Genomic DNA, 23,048 nt, shown 5'->3' on the forward strand with positions numbered 1-23,048 from the left:
AAAAAATGCTAAAAGATTTACTATGTAATTTACAATATGTTGATATTGTTGGAAGTACAGAAATGTCAGTATCTCAACTTTGTTTAACTTCAACTAATGTAGTTCCATCTAGTTTATTTATTGCTTTAAGAGGATCAAATAATGATGGACATAATTTTATTAGAGATGCAATTTTTTCAGGCGCAAATTCTGTTATTTGTGAGCGACTTCCCAATAATCTTTCAGATAAAGTCACTTATGTTTTAGTTGAAGATAGTGCCAGTGCATTATCTTCAATTGCTTCTCATTTCTTTAATAATCCATCGAGTAAAATTAAATTAATTGGTATTACTGGTACAAATGGAAAAACATCAACTACTTATTATTTAGCATCATTATTTCGTCAATTGAACTATAAAGTGGGTTTAATATCTACAATAGAATATCAAATAGATTCTCTCATTTTACCAAGTACCCATACTACACCAAATGCCATTGTTCTAAATGAATTATTAAGTAAAATGGTTCAGGCAGGCTGTGAGTATTGTTTTATGGAGGTTAGTTCTCATGGGATATCTCAAAAGAGAACCACAGGTTTAAATTTCGAAATAGGTGTATTTACTAACCTTAGTAGGGATCATTTGGATTATCATAATACTTTTAATAATTATTTAAATACAAAAAAGAAATTTTTTGATGATTTATCAAACCTAGCAACTTCTGTAATTAACATGGATGATAATTATGGTTCATCCATGGTTCTGGAATCAAAATCAAAGAAAGTATTTTATAGCTTACATAAAAAATCACACTATAATGCTACTTTATTGGATTCTGACAGCACAGGTCTAGTAATAAGTATCGATGGCAATGAAATTTGCACATCCTTAGCAGGAGATTTTAATGCATATAATTTATTAGCCGTTTTCTCTGTTGCAATGGAATTAGGAGAAAATAAATCTCAAGTATTACGTCTCTTAAGTACTCTTTTACCTGTGCCGGGACGATTTAATACAATTAATTCGGAATATGGCATTTTTGGTATAATAGATTATGCGCATACTCCTGAAGCTTTAAGTCAAGTTATATCTTCAATATCTAATTTCGGTAATACGAAACAAAATTTAATTATTGTAATAGGTTGTGGTGGTAATCGTGATAGAGGGAAACGACCTGAAATGGCCAAAATTGCATCAGAACATAGTAAGCTTATTATTTTAACCTCTGATAATCCAAGATTTGAGAAACCTAAAAGTATTATTGCAGATATGCTTGATGGTATTAAAGATGATAATCAAAATAAAGTAAAAACTATTATTGATAGAGAGGAGGCAATTAAGTTTGCTGTCAAATCATCTGTTAAAGGATCAATCATTTTAGTTGCGGGTAAAGGTCATGAAAAGTACCAAGATATAAATGGCCAAAAGCTTCCTTTTGATGATTATCTAGTTCTTAAAAAATTTTTAAAAAAATAACTTATGCTACATTACCTATTTGATTATTTATACAACTCAGGAATTGATATAACAATGTATAATTTATTTAATTATATATCTGTACGTTCAGCACTTGCAATAATTATCTCGCTTTTTACAACTGTATATTTCGGTAAGTCTGTAATTAAAATTTTAACAAATAAATTAGTAAAGGACAATATTAGAGATTTAGGTCTAAATGGTCAATTAGAAAAAACCGGTACTCCAACGATGGGGGGCATTATTATTTTAATCGCCATTCTAGTTCCTACATTCTTACTATGCCGTCTGAATAATATATATGTTATTATTATGATAATTACCACATTATGGATGGGTATAATAGGTTTTTGGGATGATTATATTAAAGTTTTTAAAAACAACAAACAGGGATTAGCTGGTAAATTTAAAATTATCGGACAGGTTATGTTAGGATTTTTTGTGGCTATCATTATGTATAGTCATCCAGATATTGTAATTAAAGAAAATATAAGTATTGAGTCCGAAATAAATTCAATTCAATCAGAACGGATTGCCGATGATAATTTATTTTTTAGTGAAAATAAGAAATCATTAAAAACTACCATACCATTTTTAAAAGATAATCAGTTAGACTACAGCAATTTATTTTTCAATAATGAAAATGCTATAATTACTTTTTTACTTTTTGCTTTCGTTATCATATTTATAATTACAGCGGTATCAAACTCAGCTAATTTAACTGACGGTATTGATGGTTTAGCCACTGGTTGCTCTGCGATTATTGGAGCTACTCTTGGTATATTTTGTTATGTTTCTGGCAATATGGTTTTTGCAAACTATCTAGATATTATGTATATCCCTAGTATATCTGAACTGGTGGTATTTATGTCATCTTTCGTAGGTGCATGTGTGGGGTTTTTATGGTACAATTCTTATCCAGCTCAAGTTTTTATGGGTGATATAGGTAGTTTGTCTTTGGGTGCAATTATAGGTGTATTCTCCGTGTTAATAAGAAAAGAGTTGTTAATCCCAATTTTTTGCGGTGTATTTTTTGTTGAAAGTCTTTCGGTTATTCTCCAAGTAACATATTTTAAATACACAAAGAAAAAGTATGGAAAAGGTATAAGGATTTTTCTTATGTCTCCTCTTCATCATCACTTTCAAAAGCTAGGAATTCATGAGAGCAAAATCGTAACTAGATTTTGGATTGTTTGTGTTTTTATCTGCTTACTCGCTTTTGTTACTTTAAAAATAAGATAAATGAGAAAAGTAAAAGTAATTATTATTGGTGGAGGAATAAGTGGATGTGGAGCTGCTAAATTAGCAGTTAAACAGGGTTACCGTACACTGCTTTTAAATAATGTATGCTTAGATAACAATTTAAAACGTTCACTTATTGATTTAGGTGTTTTTATTCATGAGGGAGAGCATGATGTATCGTTATTAAATGATGCAGAATTTATTATAAAAAGTCCAGGTGTAACAAAAGATGTTCCATTTTTAATTGAAGCAAAAAAACAAAGCATTCAAATTATTTCAGAAATAGAATTTGCTTTTAATTTCACAAGCTCTCACATAATTGCAATAACAGGCACAAATGGTAAAACTACTACCTCTAATTTATTATGGCATATTTTAAAATCGGCAGGATTTAATGTTTGTTTAGCAGGTAATATAGGCAAAAGTTTTTCGGAATGTATTCTAGAGAATGAATACACTCATTATGTTCTTGAAATAAGTAGTTTTCAATTAGATAATGTAAGAAAATTTAAGCCTGACATATCAATTGTCTTAAATATTGACAATGATCATCTAGACAGATATGACAATGATATTAATAATTACGTTCAATCAAAGTTAAAGATTCAGATGAATCAAACTGAGAAAGAAAAATTTATCTATTTCTCAGAAGATTCTAATATCTCCCCCTATTTATCAACTATAAAAGCAGAAAAGTATTCATTTGGAAAAACTAACATTTTACCGCTTCAAAAAGGCGCATGGATTCATGATAATACAATAATAATAAACACAATTAAAAATAATTTTACTATGACAATACACAACTTAGCCCTTCAGGGAACTCACAATATTTATAATTCAATGGCAGCTAGTATAGCGGCTAGTACTCTTGGAATTAAAAATGAAATAATTAAAAAATCTTTGACAGACTTTAAAGGGGTCGAGCATCGTTTGGAATTTGTTGGAAAAGTATCGGGTGTTAAATATATCAATGATTCAAAAGCTACTAATTGTAATGCAGTATATTATGCACTTGATAGTATCTCTTCTCCAATTATTTGGATTTGTGGTGGAGTTGATAAAGGAAATAATTATGCTGTATTAAAAGATTTAGTTGCAAATAAGGTCAAATCAATTATATGTTTAGGCAAAAATAATAAAAAGATTCAATCAAATTTTAAATCAGTTGTGTCAAATATATTAGTGGTAAATAGTATGGAAGAAGCAGTTAGTTGTTCACATTCAAATGCCGATGTAGGCGATACAGTATTGTTATCACCTGCTTGTGCAAGTTTTGATTTATTTAAAAACTATGAAGAACGGGGTCAAATGTTTAAATCATGTGTTTCCAAAATTTAGAATTGATCTATGTTTACTTTGTTTGGAGATAAAATTATTTGGTGGGTTTCAATTTTACTTTTTGTTACTTCAATTTTATTAGTTTATAGTTCCGGTGGCACCACGACCCTAATAAGTCATATTACGCATCTTATTATGGGCTTAGGTTTGATTTTTATCTTTTCAAGATTTAATTATAAATACTTTACAAACTTGTCAACTATTTTAGTGATTCTATCTTCATTAATGCTGCTAATTCTGATTATTTTACCATCTTATAAAGGTGTAATAATATCAACAATTAAAGGGCGTTGGATTAGTTTTGGTATGTTTTCCTTTCAACCCTCAGAATTGGCAAAGTATAGTTTAGTGATATTTTTGTGTAGGAACTTAGTTCTTTACAAAGAACAATTAATTTATTTTAAATTCTTAGCATTATATATTCTTTTACCAACTGCATTGATTTGTTTTCTTATTATGCCATTTAATTTATCTACGGTAATATTAATTTACTTAATTGTTGTATTTATAATTTTTATTTCAGGATATCCATTATTATTGTTTTTTAAATACATCATTATACCATCACTATTTATCGCATCTGTATTTTTCTCTCTACTTGTAATTCCCTCTAATTCTATATTAGATAATTTACCTAGGTTAACTACGTGGAAGAACAGAATTTGTTTGGAGGAACCTTCCGCCCCTCCTCTTTCATGGGTAGATTGTTCTGCATATGATTCATCAAAAATATATAGTAATAATTATCAAATAGATAAAGCATTAGGTGCAATTAATAGAGGAGGTTTACTTGGAAAGGGAGCAGGAGATAGTTTTTATAAAAAAATTCTCCCAGATTCGATTTCAGATTTTATTTATGCAATTTTAATCGAAGAATATGGATTTGTTGGTGGTGTTATTGTTTTATTGCTCTATTTAATTTTTTATCAAAGAATCATGTTTCTTAGTGTTAGATCACAAAATGATTTTCCAAGATTATTATTACTTGCTTTAGGCACAATAGTATTATTTCAAGCTTTAATGCATATGTCCGTTTCAGTCAATTTAATTCCGGTTACTGGCCAAACTTTGCCTTTGATTAGTAAAGGCGGTTCTTCTGTTTGGGTTACATCATTAGCGTTTGGAATCATTTTAAATATTAGTCATCAAATTAAAAATCAGGATTAATTATTATGATAAAGCGTAAAAAAATTATTATAAGTTGTGGTGGAACTGGGGGTCATATTTTTCCCGGTCTTGAAATTGCAAAAGCTTTACAGAGGAACAATTCAAATATTGATATAGTTTTTGTTGGTGCTTCAGGGAGGATGGAAATGGAGCAAGTTCCAAAATCAGGATTCCGAATAATAGGAATTTGGATTCAAGGTATATATAGAAAATCAATTATTAGAAATATATTGTTTCCAATCAAATTAATTGTTAGTTTAATTCAGTCACTTATAATCTTATTATATTATCGACCTAGTGCTGTTATAGGTACTGGTGGTTTTGCAAGTTTCCCAGTATTATATGTTTCTTCTTTTTTAAGAATTAAGACATATATACAAGAACAAAATTGCTATGCTGGCTTAGCTAACAAATTACTTAGTAAGCGTGCACAAAGAATTTTTGTAGCCCATGATAATATGCATAAATTTTTTCCAGAAAAAAAAATTTTAAATTTTGGCAATCCTGTTAGAAAGTCCTTAAAAATAGATAAGGTTTCTAAAACACAAAGTAGAAAATATTTTGAATTAAAAGAGGATGTTTTTACAATACTAATTATTGGTGGTAGTTTAGGTGCGGGCCCAATTAACCGTACATTAGAACAGTATATTTCTAATAGTAGTTCATTTGATAGTCTATCAGGGGAGGTCAATAATTTAAAAAAAGATTTTAAAGATTGGGAACAATACGCACCCGGAATGCGTACAAACGGATTTCAATTAATTTGGCAGACAGGCTTTCAGGATTATAATCGTGTATGTGACTCTATAGGTCACTCTAAAACGGATTTTTCTGTAAAAAAGCAAGGGATGCATTCTAAAGTTCATTTCAATATTAATGTTGCAGTGTATCCTTTCATTGAGAGAATGGATTTGGCCTATAAATCTGCCGACATTATAGTTTCTAGAGCAGGTGCTATTGCAATAGCTGAAATTTGTTTTTTATCAAAAGCATGTATTTTAATACCGTCACCATATGTTACAGATAATCATCAAAAAAAGAATGCAGAATATCTAGTCAAAAATAATGCTTCATTTATGATAGATACTACTTCAACTAATTATAATGGACAAATAGAATTAAAGGATTTACTTACTAAGATTTATTCCTTTTTTAAAAACTCAAAATTAATTAATGAAATGGGTGAGAATGCAAATAATTTATTTAAGTATAATGCGGCAGAAGATATTGCAAGTATTGTCATAAAAGATATTCAAAATTGAAAAATTATGCTTAGTAAATTTAAAAATATTTATTTTTTAGGAATAGGTGGGACTGGTATGAGTGGTTTAGCAGGCTGGTGCATTGAAAAAAAATATAATGTCTTTGGATATGATAAGAACAACAATAATTTTATTTCTAATTTAAAAGAAAAAGGAGTATTAATTAGTCACGATCTTCTTACCAAGAATATACCAAATAAAATACTCGATGTTAAAAAAACATTGGTTGTTTATACCCCAGCCATAAAAAAAACTCATCCTTTATATTTATTCTTCAGAGAAAATAATTTTACAATTATTAAAAGAGCAGAATTGTTAAGTGAGATTTCTTCAAATTATAGCGTAATTGCTATTGCGGGTACTCATGGGAAAACCACTATTAGTATTATGTTGGCACATATTTTAGTTTCTGCAGGCTACTCTCCAAATGCTTTTTTTGGTGGTATGTCTAAAAATTATCACTCCAATTTCCTTATTGGCAAAAGCAATTTTATGATAATTGAAGCTGATGAATTTGATAAGTCTTTTTTACAACTCACACCAATACTCTCGCTTATAACATCAATTGATCGAGATCATATTGATACTTATAGCGATACTAAAGATATGCTAAATTCATATAGCCAATTTTTATCAAATAGTTATGAGGGCTATAAAAAAAATAATAGTCAAGAGGGTGTAAAAATTAATGGTTTTCCGGTTGTTCTGTCTTCTAAAGTTGACAAAAAAAATGTACAGTATTTATTTGCTGCCAATAAATATCTTTCTTCATTAGAACTTAATAACTTGACTGAAAAAGATTGTGGTTTTTTAAATTTAAAACTACCAAAGCACATGAGTAATCATAATGTATATAATGCAATTTTAGCAGCAACTTTAGCTAAAAAAATTGGAATTTCAAAAAATCAGATTGAGTTTGCATTTAAGAGTTTTAAGGGTGTAAAACGTCGTTTTGATTATCATTTTCAATCCAATAAATTAGTTTTAATAGATGACTATGCGCATCACCCTAAAGAGTTAGATGTACTTATAGATAGTGTTAGAAAATTATATCCAGGTCAAAAAATTTTTCTAATATTTCAACCACATTTGTTTTCTAGAACAAAAGATTTAGAAAAAGAATTTTGTGAAATTTTAGGTAAGGTTGATCAATTAGTTTTGTTTGATATTTATGCTGCAAGGGAAAAACCTATTGATGGTATTTGCTCTGAAAACTTATTAAAAAAAATAACTTTAGAACATAAATGGTATTCAGATTTTCATGGTATCCATAAGATTTTACATAAAAATTCTCCCAATTTAGTAGTAACAGCCGGTGCTGGTGATATATATCAAGTAATTCCCACAATTAAATCAATTTTATTATGAGAATCTTTAAGTTATTGCTAGCCTCATTATTATACTTAGTGTTTCTATATTTAATTTTCACTATTAAATATGAATATGATTTTTCATCTAAAATTATTTCTGTTCATTATATGAATAAAAACATTTATCAAGATGTTTCAAAGGAAATTTTTTCACAACAAACACTCGATTTTTTAAATAATTCAGATTCTTTAGAGGATATAAACATTTCATTGTTAGAAGAATTAATTATGGATAATAATTATGTTAGAAAAGCTGAAGTATATTTAGATACAGAAGATACAGTTAATATATATATTGATTTTAGAGAGCCCTTTGTAAGAACTTTAGTTGATAATAAAATATATTATTTTGACTCTGAACAGATTATGCTGCCAAATTTAAAATCATTTGATAATGAGCTGATAGTTCTAAGTGGTGATTTAAGCTCTGTAGACTTAGGTAGTCTGTTTAATTTGGCAAAGGATATATATAATAATCATATATTAAGTGAATTGATTGGAGGAATACATTACAATGAGGAAGATCACTATGTATTATCTTCTAGACTATGTGATTTAGGAATTATTATAGGAAAAGATCCTATGTTTAATTTTAATAAATTAAAACAAATTGAAGTGTTTTTAGGTCATATGTTTGAGCAGGTAGGTTGTGATTATTGTGACTTAATTAATTTGGAATATGATAATCAAATAATTTGTATTAATTAATGGAAAAAATTGTTTTTGCTTTAGATATTGGAACAACTAAGATTGTTTGTTTAGCTGGAAAGTTGAATGAACACGGAAAGTTAGAAATCGTCGGTGTAGGAAGATCAAAATCTCTTGGAGTAAAAAGAGGAATTGTTAATAATATTATGCAAACGGTTGAATCCATTAATCATGCAGTTAATATAGTTAATCAAGATTCGAGTTTAGATGTTAAAAGTGTTTGTACAGGAATTGCGGGTCAGCATATTAGAAGTTTACAGCATCAGGATTACATTACAAGGGATAATCCTGAAGAATTTATTAATTCATCGGATGTAGAAAAACTTCATGAAAATGTTCGCAAATTAATTCTTTTGCCAGGCGAAGAAATTATACATGTTTTAGCCCAAGAGTATAAAATTGACGGTGAAACTAATATTACACAGCCTGAAGGAATGTATGGAAGCAGATTAGAAGCTAGTTTTCATATTGTTGCTGGTCAAACTGCAGCTATAAGAAATATTACAAGATGTGTAGTGACATCAGGATTAAGTATTAATGCCTTGAATTTAGAGCCCCTTGCTTCTTCTGATGCGGTATTAAGCGAAGATGAAAAAGAAGCTGGAGTAGTCTTAGTTGATATCGGTGGTGGCACAACTGATGTAGCTATTTTTAAAGATGGAATTATAAGGCATACTGCAGTTATTCCATTTGGAGGCAATGTAATCACTGATGATATTAAGGAAGGGTGTTCAATTATAGAAAAAGATGCTGAGTTACTTAAAGTTAGATTTGGATCTGCTTTACCTAGTGAAAATAAGGATAGTGAAATTGTTTCAATACCTGGTTTAAGAGGAGGTGAGCCCAAAGAAATTTCTTTAAAAAATTTATCAAAAATAATTAAGGCTAGAGTAGAAGAAATTATTGACCAGGTTTATAGGCAAATTACTTCATATGGTTTTCAAGAGGGGAAAAATAAATTAATTGCTGGAATTGTATTAACAGGCGGAGGTGCTCAATTAAAGCATATAAAGCAATTAACGGAGTACATTACTGGAATGTCTACACGAATAGGATATGCAAATGAGCATTTAGCAAAGGGGAACCCCGAAGAAATTTCCCACCCATCTTATGCAACGGCAGTAGGGTTAGTGTTAAGAGGTTTAAAGGTTAATAATTTGGAGGACATTAAAGATGTGAATAATTCTAGTAAAACAAAGAATCAAGTTTCTTTTTTTGAATCTTGGTCTAAAAAATTTCTCAGTTATTTATTAAATGAATAATATATTATGTTATGGTAAATGATAAAAATAATTTTAAAAACTCTGAAAATGATTCTTTTGGAGACTTGTTTTCTCAATCTTCGAATAAATCAGAAGGATTAGATTTTAGTTTAATGGAAGATTCAGTTAATGATGCATTACATGATTCTTCAAACGATCTTTCATTAGATAATTCAGAAGATGATAATTTGGGAGAACCTGAGATAGTACATAATTTGGAGGATGATACTTTAGTTGGATCTGAAAATGATGATATGTTTATTGATGATTCCTTAGTAGAAACTGATATAGTCGATAATTCAGAGGATGATACTTTAGTTGAATCTGAGGGTGATGGTATGTTTATTGATGATTCCTTATTAGCATCTGATAAAGTCGATAATTCAGAGGATGATACTTTAGTTGAATCTGAGGGTGATGATATGTTTATTGATGATTCCTTAGTTGCATCTGATAAAGTAAATAATTCAGAGGATGATAGTTTAGAAGCGTTAAATTTTAATTTACCTAAAAACACTTCATCTGTTATTAAAGTTATTGGAGTTGGAGGTGGTGGTAGTAATGCGGTAAATCACATGGTTACAGAGGGCATAAAGGGTGTAGATTTTGTTATTTGTAATACAGATGCACAGGCCTTAGAAATGGGGCAAGCACCTACCAAAATTCAACTGGGTATTTCTTTAACCGAGGGTTTAGGTGCTGGTGAAAACCCAACAGTAGGTGAGGAAGCAGCATTTGAAAGTGAAGATGAAATAAGAAATATTTTAAAAAATAATACTAAGATGGTTTTTGTAACTGCAGGAATGGGTGGAGGTACTGGTACTGGAGCTGCTCCTGTTATAGCACAAATATGTAAAGATTTAGATATCCTTACAATAGGAATAGTTACAGTTCCATTTGGTTTTGAAGGGCCAAAAAGATTTAAGCAAGCTCAAGAAGGAATTGATAAAATGAGAAAATATGTTGACTCCCTGGTAGTTATAAATAATGATAAGTTAGTTGAGGTTTATGGAGACCTCGGGTTAAGATCAGGATTCGCAAAAGCAGATGAAACTTTAATGGTCGCAGCTCGTGGTATTGCAGAAGTAATAACAAAGAATTGTTTAGTTAATATAGATTTAAATGATGCAAAAACTGTTCTAAAAAATAGTGGAACAGCAATTATGGGTTATGGTAAAGCTAGTGGCCCCAATAGAGCCGAGGAAGCCTTAGTGAAAGCATTAGATTCTCCACTACTAAATGATAATCATATAAAAGGTGCAAATAAAATTTTATTATTGATTTTATCTGGAAAAGACGAACTTACAATTAACGAACATGCGGAGATTAATCAATATTTACAAAGAGAGGCAGGAGGTCAAGCTAATATTATCCTAGGTGTTGGTGATGACTCCTCACTCGATGAAGATATTAGTATTACAATTATTGCAACAGGCGTATTAAGTCATGATGTCGATCCAATAACTGGTTTTGAGCAAAAGAAAATACATGTATTAGATGGTTCTTCAGATAACATGAATCAAGAATCATCAACTTCAAATCCTTTAGATCTTTGTAATAATAATGAAATGGAGTTAGATTCATTGCAAAATGATAATCAGGTTAATTCAGAAGTAGAAATAAAAGAAGAAACTAAAATAAAAAATGTATTAAACTTTAATTCCGATCAGTCAAATCACATACAGTCTAATAGTATTTTAAGGGACAAAATTATTAATGATGATCTATCTAGTTTAAGTGAAAAAAATATTCAGATTGCAGAGGATAGAAAAAAAAGATTACAAAAGTTTCATAATTTAAACTTTCAAAATCAAATTATTTTAAAAGAACTAGAGGATGAGCCAGCTTATAAACGACAGGGACTAGAGCTAGATCAAGTGGAGCATTCATCATCATCATCCACATCAAGATTTTTTTTAGATTCATCTAGCGATGATTTAGAAATAAAAAATAACAATTCTTTTTTACACGATAACGTTGATTAATATGAATTTAGAAGAAAAAATTATTCGAGATATAAAAGCTTCAATGTTAGCAAAGGATATTTTAAAGCTTGAAGTTTGTAGAGCAATAAAGTCGGCAATTATTTTAGCAAAGTCAGAAAAGGGCTTTGTAAGTATTGATAACAAAAAAGAAGTTGAAATTTTACAAAAATTATATAAGCAACGAAGGGAGGCATATGAAATATATTTAAGTCAAAAAAGAATTGATCTTGCCGAACATGAAGATGCACAATCTAAAATAATTGCAACTTATTTGCCTAAGCAGTATTCGTTAAAAGAATTGGAGATATTAATAAATGATGTGATGCGGGAGAATGACTTGAGGACTAAAAAGGATATGGGTCGTTTAATGAGTATTATTATTCAGCGAGCAAAAGGAAGAGCAGATGGTAAAACAATTTCATCTATACTTTCAAAACTTTTAAATTGAAGTTATATGTAAAAAAAAAAGAGACCAATTGGTCTCTTTTTTTAGTTTTGAAATCATTATTACATCATTCCAGGCATTCCTCCTCCCATTCCAGGTGCGCCCATGGGTGGGGCAGGGTTTTCTTCTTTGATGTCCGCTAAAACACACTCAGTTGTCAGTAACATCCCTGCAACAGAAGCAGCATTTTCTAAAGCAATTCTGGTGACTTTTGTAGGGTCAATAATCCCAGCTTTTAACATGTTTTCATAAGAATCAGTTTTTGCATTATAACCAAAGTCTCCTTTTTTGGTTAGTATCTTTGAAATTACAACTGCACCTTCACCACCAGAATTTGCAACTATTTGTCTTAGAGGCTCTTGTATAGCAGTAGCAATTATGTCAATACCTGTATTTTCGTCATCATTTTCCCCGTTTAAGCTAGCAAGCTTTGACCCTGCTCGAATCAGTGCGACACCACCACCCGGAATGATACCTTCTTCAATAGCCGCTTTAGTGGCTGCAAGTGCATCATCTACTCGATCTTTCTTTTCCTTCATTTCTACTTCACTTGCTGCACCCACATATAATACAGCAACACCACCGGATAACTTGGCAAGTCTCTCCTGAAGCTTTTCTTTATCATATTCAGATGTAGTAGTTTGAATTTGGGCTTTTATTTGGTTAATTCTAGCACTAATATCCTTCTTTTTACCAGAGCCATTTACAATAGTAGTATTGTCTTTATCAATAACAATTTTTTCAGCTTTTCCAAGCATGTCAATTGTAGTAGATTCTAATTTATGACCTTTTTCTTCAGATATTACTACACCACCTGTCAAGATTGCTATATCTTCTAGCATTTCCTTTCTTCTGTCACCAAATCCAGGAGCTTTTACTGCAGCAATTTTTAAACTTCCTCTAATTTTATTAACAACTAATGTCGCTAGTGCCTCGCCGTCTACATCTTCAGCAATTATTAACAATGGGCTCCCTGTTTGAGACGTTTGTTCTAGAATTGGAAGTAAATCCTTCATATTAGAAATTTTCTTATCAAAAATAAGTAAATGTGGATTATCCAATTCTGTTTCCATTTTATCAGGGTTTGTAACAAAATATGGTGATAAATAGCCTCTGTCAAATTGCATTCCTTCTACTACTTCAACAGACGTATCAGTTCCCTTAGCCTCTTCAACAGTAATTACACCTTCCTGACTTACTTTTGACATAGCTTCAGCAATTAATTTGCCCACCTCATTGTCATTATTTGAGGAAATAGTAGCTACTTGTTCAATTTTTTCATTATTGGTTCCAACGGCAACAGATTGTTTTTTTAAATCTGCAACAACCTTTTTAACAGCTTTATCTATTCCACGTTTTAAATCCATTGGGTTGGCACCAGCAGTGACATTTTTTAAACCTGTTGATACAATTGATTGAGCTAGTACAGTAGCTGTTGTTGTTCCATCTCCGGCTTCGTCAGCTGTTTTAGATGCAACTTCTTTGACCATTTGTGCACCCATATTTTGGATAGTATCTTCAAGTTCGATTTCTTTTGCTACAGACACACCGTCTTTAGTTATAGATGGAGCACCAAATTTTTTATCAATTACAACATTTCTTCCCTTTGGACCTAGTGTAACTTTTACCGCATTAGATAATGCATCAACTCCTTTTTTTAAAGCATCTCTTGCTTCTATATTAAATTTTATTTCTTTTGCCATTTTAATAAATTTTTATAATTACTAATTGTTTAATGCTTTATATTTTAGCTAGTATGTCAGATTCTTTCATGATCAAAAAATCAATTCCATCATGTTTAAGTTCTGTTCCAGAATACTTACCATATAATATTTTATCTCCAATCTTTAATGAAATTGGATTTTCTTTAGTACCTGGACCTACAGCTACAACTTTTCCTTTTTGTGGTTTTTCTTGAGCTGAATCAGGAATTATGATTCCACTTGCAGTTTTTGTTTCTGCTGAAGAAGGTTGTACAAGAACCCTGTCGGCTAATGGTTTTATTTTCATAGTTATGTTTTTTTAATTAATAAATAATTTAACAACTAATAGATTGTCATAAATCGTGCCAAATTCTATTTTGGACTAAATTCCGACAATCTGTCATGCAAAAATCACTTAACACTGTCTGAATTGTTAATTTCAGTTTCGATATTGAAATTATCAAATACTTCTTCATCAGATGTTTTAGGTTGACTGTTTTCAATAATTGATTGTTCGTTTGAATTATTTTTGGGACCCGAAAAAGTAGATAGAAGTGCTAAAGAAACAAGCACAATAGCTAATGTCCAGGTAGTTTTCTCTAAAAAGTCAGATGTTTTTCTTGCCCCCATAATTTGATTTCCTCCTCCAAAAGCTGACGAAAGTCCGCCGCCCTTTGGGTTTTGAATCAAAATAATTAATATCAATAAAATACAGGTTATAATTATTAGTATTGCAAAAAGAGTATACATAATTTAGTTGATTTTAGTTTTTATATCTTTTATTCGGTTTGCAAAGAAACTACTTTTTTTTGGATATTTCAAACATAAAATATTATATGCTTGAATTGCGCGTTCATAATGTCCTTGTTCAAAGTATAACTCGGCTAACGTCTCAGTTGTTAGGAAGTCATCGTCAGATATACTTTTTTCAAATCTGTTAAAAGTTGGTTTTTCTAAATCAGATTTCATTGTTTCTGTTAATGGTTTTTGTAACCATTCTTCAAAATTGTGTCTATTTAATACTTTTGTAAATTTAGTTGCAGCAACTTTAGGATTAATAATTGTAAATAATTGTCGTCTGTTTGTTGAATATAATGAGCTTAATGCAAGAATTTCGTTAAAGTTTATGTCGTCATTATTATGTGCTTGAATCAAAGAAATTTTGTGAATTAGCTCACAATATGGAAATTTGGTTTTTAATTTATTAATTTCGGATGAATTAGTATTGGCTATGTTTTTTTTGAAATTCTTAACTATCCTGTTAAATACGGGTTTTTTCATTTTTATATCTTTGTTACCAGTTCATAAAGGCATTATTGAAAATATCTTCAATTAAATTATTAACAACTGTATTACTTAATTCTTCTTCGATTTCGGATAAAACACTATTACTGTCAAAATCAACATAGTCTGTAAAGATTTTTTCAAAATTTAGCGAAGTATCTAGATTGTTTATGTAGCTAATTTTTACACTAATCGTTAATCTATTTTGAGCTGCTATTTCATTGTTTTGTATTGAAACAGGCTGTATTTCATATTGAGTTATTTCACCATAGAATATCAAGTTACTAGAATTGTTCGTTAATGTTAGGTTTGTTTCAGTTTGACATTTATTAATTAATGATTCTGTAAGAAAATTACTAAGATTAGGTTGAATTAAGTCTGCGTTATTTTTGATATAATTGATTTTAATTGTTTTTGCATTTTCCGGAATTGAGGCACCTGAGAAAGAATAAATACCACAACCATTTAGAACGAGCAATGTGAAGAAAAAGATTATTATATTGTAAATACTATTATAGATCATATTGTTTAATTTTTCTGTATAGTGTTCTTTCTGAAATTCCTAATTCTTTTGCTGCTTTTTTTCTTTTGCCTTCGTTCTTTTCCAAGGCCTTTTGAATAATTTCGTATTCATTTTCTTGAAGTGAAAGATTTTCTTCTATGATTTCTTGTGTAATAATTTCTGATTTTTTTGCTTCAGCTTCTCCAATTTCTAGTGGATTGGCTTGATCATAGACTCTTTGAATACGTTCTGCATTATTAATTTGAAAGTTTTCATTATTTTCTTTTTCTTGAATTAAGTCTTTTGTTATTTGTTTTAGGTCGTTTAGATCATTCTTGAGATCAAAAAGAATTTTATATAATATCTCACGTTCTGAAAATTGAGCTTTTGCATCCTCATTTGTGGCTATCAAAGATCGGGAAGTTTTAGTTTGATTAAAGTGTGTGCTTATATCTTTTTCATTTAATAATCGCTTCTCTTCTATGATGGATAATTTTTCAGTGAAATTTTTCAATTGTCTAATATTTCCTGGCCAATTATTATTTTCAATAATAGGAATTGCTTTTTCAGAAAGTTTAATGGCGGGTATATTATTTTTATTAGAGAAGTCAGATGCAAATTTGCGAAACAATAGGTGAATATCTTCTTTTCTAGACCTCAGTGGAGGCATTTCGATTTCTACTGTGTTAATTCTGTAATATAAATCTTCTCTAAATTTATTTTTCTCAACAGCTTCTAAAAGATCAATATTAGTTGCTGCAATTATTCGTACATTTGTTTTTTCCACTCTAGATGACCCTACCTTTATAAATTCCCCATTTTCTAAAATTCTCAATAATCTTACTTGTGTTTGAAGAGGTAAATCACCTATTTCATCTAAAAAAATAGTTCCATTGTTTGCAACTTCGAAATATCCGCTTCGGTTATTAATAGCGCCAGTAAAAGCTCCTTTTTCATGTCCAAAAAGTTCACTATCAATTGTACCCTCTGGAATTGCACCGCAATTAACGGCAATAAATTTTCCATGTTTCCGTAAGGAATTTTCATGAATTATTTTTGGTATAATATCTTTGCCTGTGCCGCTTTCGCCTGTTACTAAAATTGAAATATTTGTGTTTGCAACTCTAAGAGCTTTGTGCAGCGCTCTTATAAAAAGATGTGAATTACCAACTATATCAAATCGTTGTTTTAATTTTAATATATTTTTATCCATACTTATATTATTTCTCCAATTAAAGTTGCAGATGTACAGTCGTTGATTCGGACATTTACAAAGTCACCTACTTTAGAATTTTTTTTATCAAATACAACAACAGTATTCTGAGAAGTCCTTCCAAAGAATTTGTTATCGGATTTCTTTGAAAGTCCTTCAATTAATACTTCGTAATTATTACTAACAGTTTGTTGGTTTCTTAGTAAAGAATGTTTTTGTTGTAAATTAATAATTTCTTGTAGCCTTCTTTTTTTTACAACTTCAGCTACATTATCTTGCAGTTTGCGTTCTGCAAATGTGTTTGGTCTTTCTGAATAATAAAACATGTAGCTAAAGTGATATTTCACTTTTTCCATTAGACTGAGAGTTTGTTGATGATCATTCTCTGTTTCATTACAAAATCCTGTTATAAAGTCTGAGGATAATCCGCAGTTTGGTATATATTTATTTATTGCATTTATGCGATCTAAATACCATTCCCTTGTATGCCCTCGATTCATTAGTTGAAGAATTTTTGAACTTCCAGATTGTACAGGCAGATGAATGTAGTTACAAATATTTTCATATTTAGCAATTGTTTTTAGAACATCATCCTTCATGTCTTGTGGGTTAGATGTAGAAAAACGAATTCGGATATTTTCATTGCTTGAGGCAATTTTTTCAAGAAGTGTCGCAAAATCTATTTTTTCTGTGATATTTGATTGCTTACTTAAGTCTTTTTTTGCACCTCCACCAAACCATAAATATGAATCAACATTTTGTCCAAGAAGAGTAATCTCTTTATATCCAGTTTTGTTCAGAATTTTAATTTCATTTAATATGCTTTTTGGATCTCTACTTCTTTCTCTCCCCCTTGTAAATGGTACAACACAAAAACTACACATATTGTCACATCCGCGCATTATAGAAACAAATGCAGTCACTCCATTGCTATTTAATCTAACAGGGTTGATATCTGCGTATGTTTCTTCCTTAGATAATATGACGTTAACAGCTTTTCGGCCGTCTTGTGTTTTCTTAATTAATTTTGGTAAATCTCTATATGCATCAGGGCCAATAACTAAATCAACTAATTTTTCTTCTTCTAAAAACTTTGATTTTAAACGTTCCGCCATGCATCCTAAAATTCCAATAATTAGATCTTTATTTCTTCTTTTAGTTTTTTTAAATCCTTTAATTCTTTTTCTTACTGTTTGCTCAGCCTTATCTCTGATAGAACAGGTGTTAATCAGAATTAAATTAGCTTCTTGAGGGTCTTGAGTTGTTGTATAGCCTTCTCTTTTTAATATTGATGCAACAACTTCACTGTCGGCAAAATTCATTTGACAGCCGTAGCTTTGTATATATAGTTTATTTTCTATTAATTCAGTATTTTTTTGTGATTGAATAGGTGGCTCTAACAACATTTTTTTATTTACTTATTTGTTGCAAATTTAATATAAAAAAATAAAAACATGACAAAATGACACTTAAAATATTATTAACATACGTGACTTTATTTTTGGGTGAATAGGTAACGATATTGTAAAAAAAATTATTTTTGCAGAACTTTTAACATGTTTATGATGCAAAATTTAGTGATTGTCGAATCTCCTGCTAAAGCAAATACCATAGAAAAGATTCTAGGTAAAAACTTTAAAGTGGTTTCTAGCTATGGCCATATTAGAGATCTAGCAAAGAAAAATATGGGTATAGATATCGAAAACTCATTTACTCCATTTTATGAAGTTTCACCAGATAAGAAAAAAATTTTAAGTTCACTTATAAAAGAATCAAAAAAAAGTCAAATTATTTGGTTAGCAACTGACGAGGATAGAGAGGGAGAAGCAATTGCATGGCATTTATTTGAAGCTATGAATTTAGAAAAAAAACAAGTTAACAGGATTGTTTTTAATGAAATTACCAAAAGTGCAATTCAAACTGCAATTACAAAGCCGCGTAGTATTAATCAGGATTTAGTTAATGCTCAACAGGCAAGAAGGGTTCTAGATAGAATTGTTGGATTCCGTTTGTCTCCTATATTATGGAAAAAAGTTAAAACAGGTCTTTCCGCTGGCAGGGTGCAGTCAGTTGCTGTTCGTTTAATAGTAGATAAAGAAAAGTCAATTAAAAGTTTTGTGAGCAGTTCTCAATACATTCTTTCTGCTAATTTTTCAACATCGGATAATTCAACGCTTCCAGCTATGATGGTTGGCAGTGTTAAAACAAAAAAAGATGCTATTAGTTTATTAGAATCCTTTAAAGGACAGCATTTTACTGTAAGTGATATTGAAAAAAAACCATCTAAAAGTTCTTCTTCAGCGCCTTTTACTACTTCAAGCTTGCAGCAAGTTGCATCAAATAGACTTGGTTTTTCAGTAAGTAGAACAATGAGCGTGGCTCAAAAACTATATGAGTCAGGTCACATTACATACATGAGAACAGATTCCACTAATTTATCAAAAGATGCAGTTTCCAGCATACAAAATTTTGTTACTGAAAAGTATGGAGATGAGTATTTTAATGTAAAAAAATATGTCACTAAGACCAAGGTGGCTCAAGAAGCTCACGAGGCAATACGACCGACTAATTTTTACAAATTAGATGGTGGGATTGATGATGCCCAAAAAAAATTATATAAGCTTATTTGGGAAAGAGCAATCTGTTCACAGATGAGTGATGCAATTTTTGACAAAACAACAGTTAGTATTTCTGCATCAAATAGTGAAGCCATTTTTCAGGCTAAAGGACAAATTGTTAAGTTTGATGGTTATTTACGTTTGCAACAGTTCGTAATGTCTTCTTCACAAAAAAATATTATTTTACCTGAGGTCAAAAAGTTCGATAGTTTAAAACCTCAAGTTATAAGTGCAAAAGAAAAATTTTCTAAATCACCAAGCAGATATACCGAAGCATCACTTGTTAAAAAGTTAGAAGAATTAGGAATTGGGAGACCATCTACATATGCTCCAACAATTTCGGTTATTCAAAAAAGAGAGTATGTGCTTAAGGATGATGTTGAAGGGAAGTTAGTAAAGAGTAATTTAATTACATTAGAAAATGATTTTTTAAAAAATGAAGAAAATGATGAGCTCATTGGTTCTGAAAAAAAGAAGTTAATTCCTACAGAAATTGGTAAGATTACAAATGATTTTTTAGTTAATAATTTTACAGACATCTTAGATTATAATTTTACAGCAAAAGTTGAAGATGAATTTGATAATGTTGCAACAGGTAAAAAAGATTGGAAAGTTGTTATTGAAGGCTTTTATAAACAGTTTGATCCGCAAGCAGTTAGTGTTGATAAAAATAGTGAAAAAGTAACAGGCATAAGAAATTTGGGAATCGACCCTGTAACTAAAAAAAACGTTTTTGTTCGACTAGGTAAGTATGGTCCCATTGTTCAATTAGGAGAAGTTAATAATGAAAGTGATCCAAAGCCAAAATATGCAAAACTTAGAAAAGGCCAAACTATTGATTCAATCGATTTGGAATCAGCACTTGATTTGTTTTCTTTGCCGCGTAACTTAGGTCAATATGACGCAAAAGAAATTATTGTGTCTGAAGGGAGATATGGTCCATACATAAGATATGAAAATAAATTTATTTCACTTAAAAATCACGATCCATTAACGGTTGTCCAAAGTGTATGCATTGATTTAATTAAAGAACATCAAGAGTTTGAGAAGAAAAGAATTATTAATACATTTAATTCAGACAGCCAAATAATAGAAGTTCTGAATGGTAAATATGGTCCATATATAAAGTCAGGAAAAAAGAATTTTAAGATTCCGAAAAATCAAGAGCCTAATAAATTAACATTAGAAGATTGTTTAAATATAATCTCTCAATCTTCAAAAAAATAATAAAACAATTTTTATATTGCTAAAATATGTTTTCTAATTATTTTGAACCTCTTACAAATGACTTTGCAAATTTCCAGAGTCAGTTAAATAAAAATCAAATAGGCTATAAGTTAGATTACTACTTTGATAAGTCTTTTCCCAGTATTGAGACTGCTGAGGTCGCTTTTATTTTTGTGCCAGAATACAGAGGGGGGCTTGAAAATGCTGAAAACACAAATTGCCATCTAGCTTTAAGAAAATCATTTTATAGTCTTTTTAAGGGAAATTGGAACTTTCGAATGATTGATTTTGGTAACCTTAAAGTAGGTGGTGAGCTCAAAGATACTTACTTTGCATTAACTGATATTGTCTCTAACCTTCTCAGTCAGAGTATATTTCCTATTGTAATTGGCGGAAGTAATGATTTAGTTTATGCTGTTTATCTTGCCTATGAATCTTTTTCTAGAGGAGTTAATTTATTATGTGTTGATTCAAAATTTGACTTAATTGATGCAGATTCGCTAGAAATTACATCTAGAAATTTTGTTGGACACATAATAAAAAAAGACCCAAATCATTTATCAAATTATATTAATTTGGGTTATCAAAGCTATTTGTGTCAAAATGATGAGTCTCACTTATTAGAAAAAATGTTATTTGAAAGCTGTAGATTAGGCGATATTCGCGATAATATTAACGAGTCTGAGCCGTATATGAGAAATGCAGATTTAGTCAGTTTTGATTTGTCAGCAGTAAAGCAAGCTGATGCTCCTGGGTCATCTCATCCGTCACCAAATGGCTTAGAGGCGCATCATAGTTGTGCTATATCAAGATATGCAGGTGTTAGTGATAAAGTTAGTTCATTTGGTATATTTGAGTTTGATTTGTCCAAGGACTCAACAAATCAAACATTGAATTTAACTAGTCAAATTATTTGGTATTTTTTAGAGGGCTTTAGCTTGCGCGTAAATGATTATCCATCATCTAAAACAATAAAAACTAACTATAAAAAATATTTTATACCAATTAAAGATTCTGACTTACAATTTATATTCTATAAAAGTAAGTTAACAGGCCGTTGGTGGGTTTCTTCGTCCATGGATTTTGATAATGACACTAGCTATCAAGAAAAAATAATACCATGCTCCTATGATGACTATCTTAATACTCTTTCCGGCGAAATTCCAAGTCGTATCCTACGTATATTGAAAAGCTTATCTTAATAGCTGATTTACTTTACAATGCGCACGAAATAATTTTATTCTTTTAATTTGCACAATAAATTGTTTATAAAACAAAAAAATATATATATATTTAAGCACGTAATTTTATAAATAATATAATGTTTCACTCTCATAACATGTTTTTAAGACCTTTATTGGTCTGTTTTTTATTTTCATTTTTATGGATGTGTTCTCAGCAAGATCCACAGATTACTCATAATATGTTTAATAAATATATGTATAATCCTGCTGTAGCAGGAGCCTATCCAGAGTTCCATGCAACACTACTTCATAGAAATCAGTGGGTGGGTATTGATGGTGCTCCAACTACATCAAATTTAAATGCTTATGCTTACGTAGGACAAATTCAAGGGGGTGTTGGGATCAATGTAATATCTGATAGAGCAGGAATGGCTAGCACAAAAACAGTTACTGCATCTTATGCGTACCAATTAATGGTTGGTCAAAATAGTAGGTTGGGTATGGGGTTAAGCTTTGGTTTTATGCAGTATGGTTATGATGGAACTTGGGTAACACCTGATAATACAGCGGATCAGTTCTTGCCCGATGCAAATTCTTCTAAAAGTGTACCTGACCTCGGTTTGGGTTTTTACTTAACAAACCCAAATTATTATGTTGGCTTATCTGCAACTCATGTAATTCCTATGGAAGTTGATTTTGATGGCGTTGCAATATATAATCAAGCGAGACATTACTATTTATTAGCTGGTTATGATTACGATATTACTGGAGACTTTTCTCTTAGGTTTAATATGTTTACTAAAACAGATGGTGTCTCTATACAAACAGATTATAATATTAATACATTTTACAGAGAAAACTATTGGGCAGGCATCTCTTATAGATATGAAGACGCATTGTGTTTTTTAGTTGGATTTGAGATTGCTGAAGGATTTAAATTTGCTTATGCTTTTGACATGGTAACTTCAAAATTATCGACTCAAGCAAATGGAAGTCATGAGGTGTTTTTGAGATATGCATTTGATATAGATTTTATTGGAAAACAAAATACGCGTTTTAGTAATATTCGCTATTTATAAAA

20 protein-coding genes are annotated in these 23,048 nt (G+C 30.2%); 13 read left to right on the forward strand and 7 right to left on the reverse strand.

All coding sequences use genetic code 11. The features are described 5' to 3' along the window. Positions 1–5: 5 nt before the first annotated feature. The 10 genes from CBD51_007195 (at position 6) to CBD51_007240 (ending at position 12,239) form a co-directional block, all read left to right on the forward strand. On the forward strand, positions 6–1,454 hold the full coding sequence (locus CBD51_007195; protein RPG57639.1) for a UDP-N-acetylmuramoyl-L-alanyl-D-glutamate--2,6-diaminopimelate ligase: 1,449 nt from the start codon (positions 6–8) through the stop codon (positions 1,452–1,454). Positions 1,455–1,457: 3 nt separating this feature from the next. Further along, positions 1,458–2,696: a phospho-N-acetylmuramoyl-pentapeptide-transferase gene (locus CBD51_007200; protein ID RPG57615.1), complete on the forward strand. Its 1,239-nt coding sequence runs from the start codon at positions 1,458–1,460 to the stop codon at positions 2,694–2,696. Next, positions 2,697–4,037 carry a UDP-N-acetylmuramoyl-L-alanine--D-glutamate ligase gene (murD, locus tag CBD51_007205; protein RPG57616.1) on the forward strand — a complete coding sequence of 447 codons (1,341 nt, stop codon included), beginning with the start codon at positions 2,697–2,699 and terminating at the stop codon, positions 4,035–4,037. A 9-nt stretch (positions 4,038–4,046) separates the two neighbouring features. After that, the gene (locus CBD51_007210; GenBank protein RPG57617.1) at positions 4,047–5,204 is read left to right on the forward strand and encodes a hypothetical protein; all 1,158 of its coding nucleotides are present in this window, start codon (positions 4,047–4,049) and stop codon (positions 5,202–5,204) included. Positions 5,205–5,209: 5 nt separating this feature from the next. After that, positions 5,210–6,466 carry a UDP-N-acetylglucosamine--N-acetylmuramyl-(pentapeptide) pyrophosphoryl-undecaprenol N-acetylglucosamine transferase gene (locus tag CBD51_007215; GenBank protein ID RPG57618.1) on the forward strand — a complete coding sequence of 419 codons (1,257 nt, stop codon included), beginning with the start codon at positions 5,210–5,212 and terminating at the stop codon, positions 6,464–6,466. Positions 6,467–6,472: 6 nt separating this feature from the next. Continuing rightward, positions 6,473–7,834, forward strand: a complete 1,362-nt coding sequence (murC, locus tag CBD51_007220) for a UDP-N-acetylmuramate--L-alanine ligase (protein RPG57619.1) — start codon at positions 6,473–6,475, stop codon at positions 7,832–7,834. Continuing rightward, positions 7,831–8,544 carry a hypothetical protein gene (locus tag CBD51_007225; protein ID RPG57620.1) on the forward strand — a complete coding sequence of 238 codons (714 nt, stop codon included), beginning with the start codon at positions 7,831–7,833 and terminating at the stop codon, positions 8,542–8,544. Before murC ends, CBD51_007225 begins: the two co-directional genes overlap by 4 nt. Further along, positions 8,544–9,806 (forward strand): cell division protein FtsA, encoded by a 1,263-nt coding sequence (gene ftsA / locus CBD51_007230; GenBank protein ID RPG57621.1) that lies wholly within the window; start codon positions 8,544–8,546, stop codon positions 9,804–9,806. Before CBD51_007225 ends, ftsA begins: the two co-directional genes overlap by 1 nt. 422 nt (positions 9,807–10,228) lie before the next feature. Further along, complete coding sequence (gene ftsZ / locus CBD51_007235; protein RPG57640.1) at positions 10,229–11,791, forward strand: cell division protein FtsZ; 1,563 nt, start codon at positions 10,229–10,231, stop codon at positions 11,789–11,791. A gap of 1 nt (position 11,792) precedes the next feature. Beyond that, complete coding sequence (locus CBD51_007240; GenBank protein ID RPG57622.1) at positions 11,793–12,239, forward strand: GatB/YqeY domain-containing protein; 447 nt, start codon at positions 11,793–11,795, stop codon at positions 12,237–12,239. Between the two features lie 59 nt (positions 12,240–12,298). On the opposite strand, the gene groL is transcribed toward CBD51_007240, so the two are convergent. The 7 genes from groL to miaB form a co-directional block, all read right to left on the reverse strand. Further along, on the reverse strand, positions 12,299–13,939 hold the full coding sequence (gene groL, locus CBD51_007245; protein ID RPG57623.1) for a chaperonin GroEL: 1,641 nt from the start codon (positions 13,937–13,939) through the stop codon (positions 12,299–12,301). Between the two features lie 37 nt (positions 13,940–13,976). After that, a complete protein-coding gene (locus CBD51_007250; GenBank protein ID RPG57624.1) occupies positions 13,977–14,246 on the reverse strand; it encodes a co-chaperone GroES in 270 nt (89 codons plus the stop codon). Between the two features lie 104 nt (positions 14,247–14,350). Further along, complete coding sequence (gene secG / locus CBD51_007255) at positions 14,351–14,689, reverse strand: preprotein translocase subunit SecG (GenBank protein ID RPG57625.1); 339 nt, start codon at positions 14,687–14,689, stop codon at positions 14,351–14,353. Positions 14,690–14,692: 3 nt separating this feature from the next. Continuing rightward, entirely contained in the window at positions 14,693–15,220 is a 528-nt protein-coding gene (locus CBD51_007260) for a hypothetical protein (protein RPG57626.1), read from the reverse strand. Between the two features lie 13 nt (positions 15,221–15,233). Further along, on the reverse strand, positions 15,234–15,746 hold the full coding sequence (locus tag CBD51_007265) for a hypothetical protein (GenBank protein RPG57627.1): 513 nt from the start codon (positions 15,744–15,746) through the stop codon (positions 15,234–15,236). Next, positions 15,736–16,938, reverse strand: a complete 1,203-nt coding sequence (locus CBD51_007270; GenBank protein ID RPG57628.1) for a sigma-54-dependent Fis family transcriptional regulator — start codon at positions 16,936–16,938, stop codon at positions 15,736–15,738. The genes CBD51_007265 and CBD51_007270 overlap by 11 nt, the downstream gene beginning before the upstream one ends. 2 nt (positions 16,939–16,940) lie before the next feature. Further along, positions 16,941–18,344: a tRNA (N6-isopentenyl adenosine(37)-C2)-methylthiotransferase MiaB gene (miaB, locus tag CBD51_007275; GenBank protein RPG57629.1), complete on the reverse strand. Its 1,404-nt coding sequence runs from the start codon at positions 18,342–18,344 to the stop codon at positions 16,941–16,943. A 156-nt stretch (positions 18,345–18,500) separates the two neighbouring features. On the opposite strand from miaB, the gene topA reads away from it, so the two are divergent. From topA to CBD51_007290, 3 genes are all read left to right on the forward strand, one after another. Then, the gene (topA, locus tag CBD51_007280) at positions 18,501–20,783 is read left to right on the forward strand and encodes a type I DNA topoisomerase (GenBank protein RPG57630.1); all 2,283 of its coding nucleotides are present in this window, start codon (positions 18,501–18,503) and stop codon (positions 20,781–20,783) included. A gap of 26 nt (positions 20,784–20,809) precedes the next feature. After that, positions 20,810–21,985 (forward strand): arginase, encoded by a 1,176-nt coding sequence (locus CBD51_007285; protein RPG57631.1) that lies wholly within the window; start codon positions 20,810–20,812, stop codon positions 21,983–21,985. Between the two features lie 119 nt (positions 21,986–22,104). Beyond that, the gene (locus CBD51_007290; protein ID RPG57632.1) at positions 22,105–23,046 is read left to right on the forward strand and encodes a type IX secretion system membrane protein PorP/SprF; all 942 of its coding nucleotides are present in this window, start codon (positions 22,105–22,107) and stop codon (positions 23,044–23,046) included. Positions 23,047–23,048: the final 2 nt, after the last annotated feature.

It is taken from the genome of Flavobacteriales bacterium TMED191 (assembly GCA_002171975.2).
Lineage (GTDB): Bacteria > Bacteroidota > Bacteroidia > Flavobacteriales > TMED113.

Coding starts and splice junctions, on each gene's coding strand:
- CBD51_007195 (RPG57639.1), top strand. CDS start 6: ATGCTAAAAGATTTACTATGTAATTTACAATATGTTGATATTGTTGGA.
- CBD51_007200 (RPG57615.1), top strand. CDS start 1,458: ATGCTACATTACCTATTTGATTATTTATACAACTCAGGAATTGATATA.
- murD (RPG57616.1), top strand. CDS start 2,697: ATGAGAAAAGTAAAAGTAATTATTATTGGTGGAGGAATAAGTGGATGT.
- CBD51_007210 (RPG57617.1), top strand. CDS start 4,047: ATGTTTACTTTGTTTGGAGATAAAATTATTTGGTGGGTTTCAATTTTA.
- CBD51_007215 (RPG57618.1), top strand. CDS start 5,210: ATGATAAAGCGTAAAAAAATTATTATAAGTTGTGGTGGAACTGGGGGT.
- murC (RPG57619.1), top strand. CDS start 6,473: ATGCTTAGTAAATTTAAAAATATTTATTTTTTAGGAATAGGTGGGACT.
- CBD51_007225 (RPG57620.1), top strand. CDS start 7,831: ATGAGAATCTTTAAGTTATTGCTAGCCTCATTATTATACTTAGTGTTT.
- ftsA (RPG57621.1), top strand. CDS start 8,544: ATGGAAAAAATTGTTTTTGCTTTAGATATTGGAACAACTAAGATTGTT.
- ftsZ (RPG57640.1), top strand. CDS start 10,229: ATGTTTATTGATGATTCCTTAGTTGCATCTGATAAAGTAAATAATTCA.
- CBD51_007240 (RPG57622.1), top strand. CDS start 11,793: ATGAATTTAGAAGAAAAAATTATTCGAGATATAAAAGCTTCAATGTTA.
- groL (RPG57623.1), bottom strand. CDS start 13,939: ATGGCAAAAGAAATAAAATTTAATATAGAAGCAAGAGATGCTTTAAAA.
- CBD51_007250 (RPG57624.1), bottom strand. CDS start 14,246: ATGAAAATAAAACCATTAGCCGACAGGGTTCTTGTACAACCTTCTTCA.
- secG (RPG57625.1), bottom strand. CDS start 14,689: ATGTATACTCTTTTTGCAATACTAATAATTATAACCTGTATTTTATTG.
- CBD51_007260 (RPG57626.1), bottom strand. CDS start 15,220: ATGAAAAAACCCGTATTTAACAGGATAGTTAAGAATTTCAAAAAAAAC.
- CBD51_007265 (RPG57627.1), bottom strand. CDS start 15,746: ATGATCTATAATAGTATTTACAATATAATAATCTTTTTCTTCACATTG.
- CBD51_007270 (RPG57628.1), bottom strand. CDS start 16,938: ATGGATAAAAATATATTAAAATTAAAACAACGATTTGATATAGTTGGT.
- miaB (RPG57629.1), bottom strand. CDS start 18,344: ATGTTGTTAGAGCCACCTATTCAATCACAAAAAAATACTGAATTAATA.
- topA (RPG57630.1), top strand. CDS start 18,501: ATGATGCAAAATTTAGTGATTGTCGAATCTCCTGCTAAAGCAAATACC.
- CBD51_007285 (RPG57631.1), top strand. CDS start 20,810: ATGTTTTCTAATTATTTTGAACCTCTTACAAATGACTTTGCAAATTTC.
- CBD51_007290 (RPG57632.1), top strand. CDS start 22,105: ATGTTTCACTCTCATAACATGTTTTTAAGACCTTTATTGGTCTGTTTT.